Source organism: Variovorax sp. 01T439_2, assembly GCF_056398445.1.
This window is the reverse complement of sequence record NZ_JBFTPJ010000172.1, coordinates 1-7,907: the sequence shown is the minus strand read 5'-3', so window position 1 is coordinate 7,907 and position 7,907 is coordinate 1. Positions and strand designations below refer to the sequence as shown.

Annotated in this window: 10 protein-coding genes; 1 reads left to right on the top strand and 9 read right to left on the bottom strand. The window is 65.8% G+C overall.

The annotated features are described in order from the left end of the window. The 8 genes from AC1DOC_RS10730 to rpsA all read right to left on the bottom strand — a co-directional run. The coding region (locus AC1DOC_RS10730; protein ID WP_478129781.1) for a TRAP transporter large permease at positions 1-1,014 on the bottom strand (1,014 nt) is incomplete at its 3' end. Next, positions 1,007-1,516 (bottom strand): TRAP transporter small permease, encoded by a 510-nt coding sequence (locus AC1DOC_RS10725; RefSeq protein ID WP_012746751.1) that lies wholly within the window; start codon positions 1,514-1,516, stop codon positions 1,007-1,009. The genes AC1DOC_RS10730 and AC1DOC_RS10725, both read right to left, overlap by 8 nt. A 21-nt stretch (positions 1,517-1,537) precedes the next feature. Then, positions 1,538-2,506 carry a TRAP transporter substrate-binding protein gene (locus tag AC1DOC_RS10720; RefSeq protein WP_012746752.1) on the bottom strand — a complete coding sequence of 323 codons (969 nt, stop codon included), beginning with the start codon at positions 2,504-2,506 and terminating at the stop codon, positions 1,538-1,540. Positions 2,507-2,719: 213 nt separating this feature from the next. Then, the gene (locus tag AC1DOC_RS10715; RefSeq protein ID WP_012746753.1) at positions 2,720-3,061 is read right to left on the bottom strand and encodes a ComEA family DNA-binding protein; all 342 of its coding nucleotides are present in this window, start codon (positions 3,059-3,061) and stop codon (positions 2,720-2,722) included. Positions 3,062-3,210: 149 nt separating this feature from the next. Continuing rightward, positions 3,211-4,389 carry a lipopolysaccharide assembly protein LapB gene (lapB, locus tag AC1DOC_RS10710; protein ID WP_012746754.1) on the bottom strand — a complete coding sequence of 393 codons (1,179 nt, stop codon included), beginning with the start codon at positions 4,387-4,389 and terminating at the stop codon, positions 3,211-3,213. After that, the gene (locus tag AC1DOC_RS10705) at positions 4,379-4,717 is read right to left on the bottom strand and encodes a LapA family protein (RefSeq protein ID WP_062362464.1); all 339 of its coding nucleotides are present in this window, start codon (positions 4,715-4,717) and stop codon (positions 4,379-4,381) included. The genes lapB and AC1DOC_RS10705 overlap by 11 nt, the downstream gene beginning before the upstream one ends. A gap of 45 nt (positions 4,718-4,762) precedes the next feature. Further along, positions 4,763-5,077: an integration host factor subunit beta gene (locus tag AC1DOC_RS10700; RefSeq protein WP_012746756.1), complete on the bottom strand. Its 315-nt coding sequence runs from the start codon at positions 5,075-5,077 to the stop codon at positions 4,763-4,765. Between the two features lie 71 nt (positions 5,078-5,148). Then, entirely contained in the window at positions 5,149-6,837 is a 1,689-nt protein-coding gene (gene rpsA, locus AC1DOC_RS10695) for a 30S ribosomal protein S1 (RefSeq protein WP_478129780.1), read from the bottom strand. A gap of 104 nt (positions 6,838-6,941) precedes the next feature. Here rpsA and AC1DOC_RS10690 point away from each other — a divergent pair, with 104 nt between their 5' ends. After that, positions 6,942-7,079 (top strand): hypothetical protein, encoded by a 138-nt coding sequence (locus AC1DOC_RS10690; protein WP_478129011.1) that lies wholly within the window; start codon positions 6,942-6,944, stop codon positions 7,077-7,079. Here the strand turns inward: AC1DOC_RS10690 and cmk are convergent. Next, positions 7,066-7,907, bottom strand: an 842-nt coding sequence (cmk, locus tag AC1DOC_RS10685; RefSeq protein ID WP_478129779.1) for a (d)CMP kinase, incomplete at its 5' end; no start/stop codon positions are given. The two genes, AC1DOC_RS10690 and cmk, sit on opposite strands and share 14 nt — an antisense overlap.

Sequence of the window (7,907 nt, the reverse complement as noted above, 5' to 3'; positions counted from 1 at the left end):
ATCGAGGAAGCAGCCCAGCACCACGTAGAACGCCGCGAGCATTGCGATCAGCTGGAACTTCGAGAGCCCGAGCGAGCCGATCCATTCGGCCAGGTGGCGCGGCAGGCCGATGTAGCCCATGGCGAGCGTGAGGAAGGCCGCGCCCGCGAGGATCAGCGCCATCATGCAGTAGAGCCGCGTGGCGCCGAGCAGCGCTTCCTTGAAGCTGTGCCGGTTCAGCGAGCCCTGCGCGCCCGAAATGACCATGGCCCCGACCACGCCCACGGCCGCCGCCTCGGTGGCCGTGGCAATGCCTGCGTAGATGGACCCGAGCACCGAGAGGATCAGGAGCGCGACCGGGATCAGCGACATCGAGGCCTTGAGCTTCTGGGCGAAGGGCAGCTTGGCATCGGCCGGCGGAATAAGGTCGGGGTTGCGCAGCGCCCAGAACACGATGTAGCCCGAGAACAGCAGCGCGAGCAGGATGCCCGGGATCACGCCCGCAATGAACAGCCGGGCGATCGACACGTCGGCGCTCACGCCGTAGACGATCATGATGATCGAGGGCGGGATCAGGAGGCCCAGCGTGCCGGCGCCGGCCAGCGTGCCGATCACCATGTCGTCCGGATAGCCGCGGCGCTTGAGCTCGGGCAGGCTCATCTTGCCGATGGTGGCGCAAGTGGCCGCGCTCGAGCCCGACACCGCCGCGAACACCGCGCAGCCCACCACGTTGGTGTGCAGCAGCCGGCCCGGCAGGCTTTGCATCCAGGGCGCGAGGCCCTTGAACATGTCCTGCGACAGCCGCGTGCGGAACAGGATCTCGCCCATCCATATGAACAGCGGCAAGGCGGTGAGCGTCCAGCTCGAGGCCGAGCCCCAGATGGTCACGGCCATGGCGTCGCCCGCGGGCCGCGACGAGAAGATCTGCATGGCGATCCACGCCACGCCCGAGAGCGTGAGGCCGATCCACACGCCGCTGCCCAGGATCAGGAAGAGTGCGCCAATCAGCAGGGCCGCAACGGCAATGTCACTCATGGCGCAGGGCCTCCGTCCCGGCCGGCTTGGCCGGCCTTCCGCGCCACTCGATCACGAACTCGTCGAAGGCCGCGATGGCGAACACCAGCGCACCCACGGCCATCGAGAGCTGCGGCAGCCACAGGGGCGTGGCGTCGTTGCCGGTGGAGATGTCGTGGAAGTCGTACGACTGGAACGCCAGCCGCGCGCTGTACCAGGCAAACAGCACCGCGAGCAGGGCGCCCGCACCCATCGCCCAGCGCTCCAGCCAGCGCTGTGCGGCCGGCGGCAGGTTCTGCAGCACCAGCGTCACGCGGATGTGCTCGCCGCGCTTGAGCGTGTGGGCGAGCGCCAGGAAGCCGGCACCGGCCATCAGGTAGCCGGCATAGGCATCGATGCCCGGAATGTTGAAATGAAGCTGCCGCCCGACGATGGACAGCAGCACCATCACCAGCAGGCCGATCATGAAAAGCGCCGCCAGGGCGGCGGCGCTGTTGTAGAGGAAATCGAGCGTCTTTCGCATCGGTGGCTGTTCGGGGTTGCGTCACATCTTCTTGTACGCGTCGACCACCGCCTGGCCCTCGGGCCCGGCCTTTTCCAGCCATTCCTTGAGCATGGTGTCGCCGACCTTCTTCATGTCGGCTTTCAGGGCCGCGGAAGGCGCGTGCACGGTCATGCCATTTTTCTTGAGCAGGTCCAGGTACTCCAGGTTCTTCTTCTTCGAGAGCTCCCAGCCGCGCTTCTCCGCATCGGCGGCGGCCTTGAGCACGGCGTCCTGCGTGGGCTTGTCGATCGCGTCGAAGGCCTTCTTGTTCATGAGCACTGCGTTCTTGGGCAGCCAGGCCTGCGTGTCGTAGAAGTTCTTGATGTATTCATAGGTCTTGGTGTCGTAGCCGGTGGAGCCCGACGACATGTACGACTCGATCACGCCCGTGGCCATGGCCTGCGAGAGCTCGGCCTGCTGCACCGTGACCGGCTGTGCGCCGACCAGTTCGCCGATGCGCGCGGTGGCGGGGCTGTAGGCGCGCCACTTCACGCCCTTGAGATCGGCGGCCGAAGCGATTTCCTTCTTCACGAAGATGCCCTGCGGCGGCCAGGCCACCGTGTAGAGCAGCACGATGCCTTGCTCGGCCAGCTTCTTTTCGAGCGCGGGCTTCTGCGCCTGATAGAGCTTCCAGGCGGCGTCGTAGCTGTCGGCGAGGAAGGGAATGCCATCGGCGCCGAACATCTGCCATTCGTTCTGGTAGTTGACCAGCAGGATCTCGCCGAGCTGCGCCTGTCCGCCCTGCACCGCGCGCTTGATTTCAGGCGCCTTGAACAGCGAGGCGTTGGCGTGCACGGTGATCTTGAGCTTGCCGCCGCTGCCCTTTTCGACATCGTTGGCGAACTGGGTGATGTTCTCGGTGTGGAAGTTGGTCGCCGGGTAGGCGGTGGGCAGGTCCCACTTGGTTTGCGCGAAGGCTGCTGCGCCAAGGGTGAGGCCAGCCAGTGCAATGCCGAACTTGTGATTCATGAGCGCTCCGGAACGTATGAAATTGAAAACGAGTGCGAGCATACGTGCAAATTCCGGGCCACTCCTGAGGCATTTCCCTGCCACGCGGCGCGGCGCTGCGCCCTCCCTTGCCGCTGCGGCGCACGCAAAAAAGCCGCCTTTGCGGCGGCTTTCACTGTGTTGCGGGCCTGACGCGAGCGCGGCATCGGTCCGCCGGCCCCGGGGGCGTTTCGATCAGGGCTTGGCCGGCTTGGCAGCGGCCGCCTTCGCGGGCTTTTCTGCCTTGGCGGCCACTGCTTCGCCTGCGGTGCCGCCGAAGGCCTTGCCGTTGACCGTGAGCCCTTCGGCCGACAGCTTCCCGGCCTTCTTTTCCTTCACGCCCTTCACGCGCTGCATGAAGTCGGGCCAGTCCTTGAACTCGCCTTCCTTGCGCGCGTCGAGGATGCGCTTGGACATGGCAGGGCCGACGCCCTTGATGCCGTCCAGATCGGCAGCCGTGCCCTTGTTGGCATCGACCGCGGCGAACGAGACAGCCGCAAACAGCATGGCCATCACGGCCAGGATTTTCTTCAGCATGATTTTCAACTCCCTGATTTGTTGAGATGACAGTTCGCCGGCAGAAGGTGCCGGCTCGCGTTCAACGGTTCAGGGTAGGGCGGGTTGACGGCCTCGCGCCTTGCGGGAAGCGCGTTCACCATTGTTCCGAAACGTGTTCGGAATGTGGCTCAGAGCTCCTCGACGCGCCGCGGCGGATAGCTGTCCCAGGCCTGGCAACCGGGGCAGTGCCAGAAGTGCTGGTGTGCCTCGAAGCCGCATGCGGCGCAGCGGTAGCGCATCAGCGGCCGGGTGGCCTGGTCGAGCGCGCGCTGCACCTGCGGGTGGAACTGCTCGTGCTCGAAGCGCTCGCCCGCAAGCCAGCGCGAGGCGGCCACCAGCGAGGGCTGCTGGGCGAGGTGTGCGATGTAGCCGTCGCGCGGAGCGAGCGGCTGGCCGTTGGCCGCCGGAATCGCGCTGGTCGGCGAGCCGCCGAGCGCGATCAGCGCTTCGAGCACGTCGATCGAGGGCGAATCGGCATAGTGCCGCTGCAGCAGCGCGAGTGCTTCGCCCTCGCGGTGGGCGGCGACCGCGGCCTGCTGCAGCGCAGCGGCATACAGCGGCAGGGCGAGCGGGGCGGTGTCGCTCAGCGCGACGAGGGTGTCGAAGGCCTTGGCGCCGTCGCCATTGCGCAGTTGCAGCGTGGCGGAGTCGATGGCGGGGCGGGGCGCCTGCGGGGCCAGCGCCACCGCTTCGGAGAGCAGCCGGCCGGCCGCGGCCAGGTCGCCGGCCGCCACCTGCTCGGAGGCCTGCTCGCAAAGGTGGTGGGCTCGGCGCGTGCTGTAGCTGGCCTGGTCGGACTCGTCGAGCTTCTGTGCCACGGCGGCGGCCTGGGCCCATTCGCGTGAACGCTCGTAGATGGCCAGCAGCGAAAGCCGCGCCTCGTTCTCGTAGCGTGTGCCTTCGAGTTTTTGCAGCGCGGCTTCGGCGCGGTCGAGCAGCCCGGCGCGCAAAAAATCCTGCGCCAGCGCGTGCTGGGCGCGCTCGCGGTCGCTGCGGCTCAGGTCGCCACGCCCCAGCAGATGCTCGTGCACGCGCACCGCGCGCTGGTATTCGCCACGCCGGCGAAACAGGTTGCCCAGCGCGAAGTGCAGCTCCTGCGTGTCGGGGTCGTTCTGCACGGCCTCGATGAAGGCGTCGATGGCCTGGTCCTGCTGCTCGTTGAGAAGAAAGTTGAGGCCGCGGAAATACGCCTTGGGGGCTTGCCGGTTCTCGAGCTTGAGCTGCCGGATGTCGAAGCGCGAGGCGAGCCAGCCCAGCACAAAGGCGACGGGCAGGCTGATCAGCAGCCAGCTGGGATCAAAGTCCATGTTGGCGTACGGTGGGTAGGTCGGTGGCGGAAATGGACGGCGGCGCCGCTGCCGGAGCAGGCGTGGATGGCACAGGCGCCGCGGCTTCGTCGCCGCGCGCGGCCGGAACCTGCGCCGCCGCCGCACGGTGCTTCCACCATCCGGGCAGCATGCCGAGCGCACCCACCACGAGGCCGCCGGCGAAAGCCGCGAGCACGACGAGCACCAGGGGCGCGCGCCAATGCGTGCCGAAGAAGAAATAGACGGTCGCGTCGTGCTGGTTGTTCAGCGCGAAAGCAAAAAGCGTAAAAAAAATGGCTGCCTTGAGCAGCCACAGGAGGTATTTCATAGCCGTTCCCGTTGCCGGGAGCATTCTACGTTTGCATCCATGCGATCAGGCCTTGCGGCCCTTGGCGTCGAGCTCGGCGGTCTTGGCGTCGACGGCCTCGCGCAATGCCTTGCCCGGCTTGAAATGAGGCACCCGCTTTTCGGGGATCTGAACGCTCTCGCCCGAACGCGGGTTGCGGCCGATGCGCGGCGGACGCCGGGTGACCGAGAAGCTGCCGAAGCCACGGATCTCGATCCGGTGCCCACGCACCAGCGCGTCGCTCATCGCGTCCAGGATGGTCTTGACGGCGTATTCGGCATCGCGGTGCGTCAGCTGCGCGAAGCGCGCTGCGAGTTCTTCGACGAGGTCAGAGCGGGTCATAGGCCAAACAAAAACGTGGACGAAAAAAAAGACAGAGCGGCCCCAGGGCCTGCTCTGTCTTCGGGGGCAGCTTACTTGCTGTCGTTGTTGTCGAGCTTGGCGCGCAGCAGGGCGCCCAGGCTCGTCGTGCCCGCGTTTTCGCGTGCCGACTGCTGGCTCAGGTTGGCCATGGCGCCTTGTTCGTCGACCATGTCCTTCTGCTTGATGGACAGCTGGATGTTGCGGGTCTTGCGATCCACGTTCACGACGATGGCGGTGACTTCGTCGCCTTCCTTCAGCACGTTGCGGGCATCTTCGACGCGGTCGCGCGAGATTTCCGAAGCACGCAGGTAGCCGATGATGTCTTCGCCGAGGTCGATTTCAGCGCCGCGGGCGTCAACCGTCTTGACCTTGCCGGTCACGATCTGGCCCTTGTCGTTCACCGTGGTGAAGGTGGTGAACGGGTCGCTGTCGAGCTGCTTGATGCCCAGGCTGATGCGCTCGCGGTCGACGTCGACGGCCAGCACGATCGCTTCGACTTCCTGGCCCTTCTTGTAGTTGCGAACGGCGGTTTCGCCGGCTTCGTTCCACGAGAGGTCCGACAGGTGCACCAGGCCGTCGATGCCGGCAGCCAGGCCCACGAACACGCCGAAGTCGGTGATCGACTTGATCGGGCCCTTGACGCGGTCGCCGCGCTTCGTGTTCTGCGCGAACTCTTGCCACGGGTTGGCCTTGCACTGCTTCATGCCCAGGCTGATGCGGCGCTTGTCTTCGTCGATTTCGAGGACCATGACTTCGACTTCGTCGCCCAGCGAGACGATCTTGTTCGGAGCGATGTTCTTGTTGGTCCAGTCCATTTCGGAGACGTGCACCAGGCCTTCGATGCCGGGTTCGAGTTCGACGAACGCGCCGTAGTCGGCAATGTTCGTGACCTTGCCGAACAGGCGGGTCGATTGCGGGTAGCGGCGCGAAACGCCCATCCACGGATCGTCGCCCATTTGCTTCAGACCCAGCGAGACACGGTTCTTCTCGGTGTCGAACTTGAGGATCTTGGCGGTGATTTCCTGGCCGGCCTGAACGACTTCGCTCGGGTGGCGGACACGGCGCCATGCCATGTCGGTGATGTGCAGCAGGCCGTCGATGCCGCCGAGGTCCACGAACGCACCGTATTCGGTGATGTTCTTGACCACGCCGCGGACAACAGCGCCTTCCTTCAGGGTTTCCATCAGCTTGGCGCGTTCTTCGCCCATGCTGGCTTCGACCACGGCACGGCGCGACAACACGACGTTGTTGCGCTTGCGGTCGAGCTTGATGACCTTGAATTCGAGGGTCTTGTTCTCGTACGGCGTCAGGTCCTTGATCGGACGCGTGTCGATCAGCGAGCCCGGCAGGAAGGCGCGGATGCCGTTGACGAGCACCGTGAGGCCGCCCTTGACCTTGCCGCTGGTGGTGCCGGTGACGAAGTCGCCCGATTCCAGGGCCTTCTCCAGGGCGAGCCACGAAGCGAGACGCTTGGCGGTGTYGCGCGAGAGGATGGTGTCGCCGTAGCCGTTTTCAACGCTGCCGATGGCAACGGAAACGAAATCGCCGGCCTGGACTTCGAGTTCGCCCTTGTCGTTCTTGAACTCCTCGATCGGCACATACGCTTCGGACTTGAGGCCGGCGTTGACCACCACGTGGTTGTGTTCGACGCGCACGACTTCGGCCGTGATGACCTCGCCGGTGCGCATTTCGGAACGCTTCAGGGACTCTTCGAATAGGTCGGCAAAAGATTCAGACATTTATGGTTCCTTCCGTCAGGCAGGGTTGGCAGGCGCTCATGCGAAATTGCGTGCGGCTGCTGTGGATCTGGAGACGGCGGTTTTGTGGGCAGGTGCCCGGTTGGTTGAACAACCAGCAGGCCGGTGCGCTGTCGCGCGAGAAGAGCCTGCTGGAGCGGTATGCGCTGCTCCGGAATCCGGTTGGCGCGAGCCCTTCAGGCGGACCTGAAAGGCTGTACTTCAAACCGTTCAAGCGGGCTTGAACGGCTGCTTTTCCTGCCACCAGTTCAGCACCTGGTCGATCGATTGCTCGATGGACAGCTGGGAGTTGTCGAGGTGGCGGGCATCCTGCGCCGGCTTGAGGGGAGCGACGCTGCGGGACGAGTCCCTGGCGTCGCGCGCTTCCAAGTCGGAGCGAAGACTGTCAAGTGTAGTTGAAATACCCTTTGAAATCAACTGCTTATGCCGGCGTTCGGCCCTCTGGGCGGCGCTGGCCGTGAGAAAGACCTTGAGCGCCGCGTCGGGGAAGATCACGGTGCCCATGTCGCGGCCGTCGGCGACCAGGCCCGGGAGCTGCCGAAAGCGCTGCTGCAGGGCCAGGAGCGCTGCGCGCACCGCGGGAAGCGTGGAGACGCGGGAGGCGTCCATGCCGGCGGCTTCGGTGCGGATCTCGTCGCTCACGTCCTCGCCGGCCAGCAGCACCTTGCCTTCGGTGAAATGCAGCGGCAGGGCGGCCGCCAGGGCGGCGATCTGCGCCTCGTGCTGCGGCTCGGCGCCGAGCCCGGCGCGCCGCATGGCCAGGCCGGTCACGCGGTAGAGCGAACCCGAATCCAGGTAGTGGTAGCCCAGCAGGCGCGCCACCTCGGCCGCGAGCGTGCCCTTGCCCGAGGCGGTGGGGCCGTCGATGCAGATCACCGGCACCTCGGGCGCCTGGGCCACCGAGAACAGCGTCTCGAAATAGTCCGGGAAGGTCTTGGCAACGCAGTGCGGCTCCAGGATGCGCACCGGCAAGCCCGCCGGATTGAAGGCCGCGAGCGAAAAGCACATGGCCACGCGGTGGTCGTCGTAGGTGCGGATGCTTGCCGCCTGCC

Coding starts and splice junctions, on each gene's coding strand:
- AC1DOC_RS10725 (WP_012746751.1), bottom strand. CDS start 1,516: ATGCGAAAGACGCTCGATTTCCTCTACAACAGCGCCGCCGCCCTGGCG.
- AC1DOC_RS10715 (WP_012746753.1), bottom strand. CDS start 3,061: ATGCTGAAGAAAATCCTGGCCGTGATGGCCATGCTGTTTGCGGCTGTC.
- AC1DOC_RS10700 (WP_012746756.1), bottom strand. CDS start 5,077: ATGACCCGCTCTGACCTCGTCGAAGAACTCGCAGCGCGCTTCGCGCAG.
- AC1DOC_RS10705 (WP_062362464.1), bottom strand. CDS start 4,717: ATGAAATACCTCCTGTGGCTGCTCAAGGCAGCCATTTTTTTTACGCTT.
- AC1DOC_RS10720 (WP_012746752.1), bottom strand. CDS start 2,506: ATGAATCACAAGTTCGGCATTGCACTGGCTGGCCTCACCCTTGGCGCA.
- lapB (WP_012746754.1), bottom strand. CDS start 4,389: ATGGACTTTGATCCCAGCTGGCTGCTGATCAGCCTGCCCGTCGCCTTT.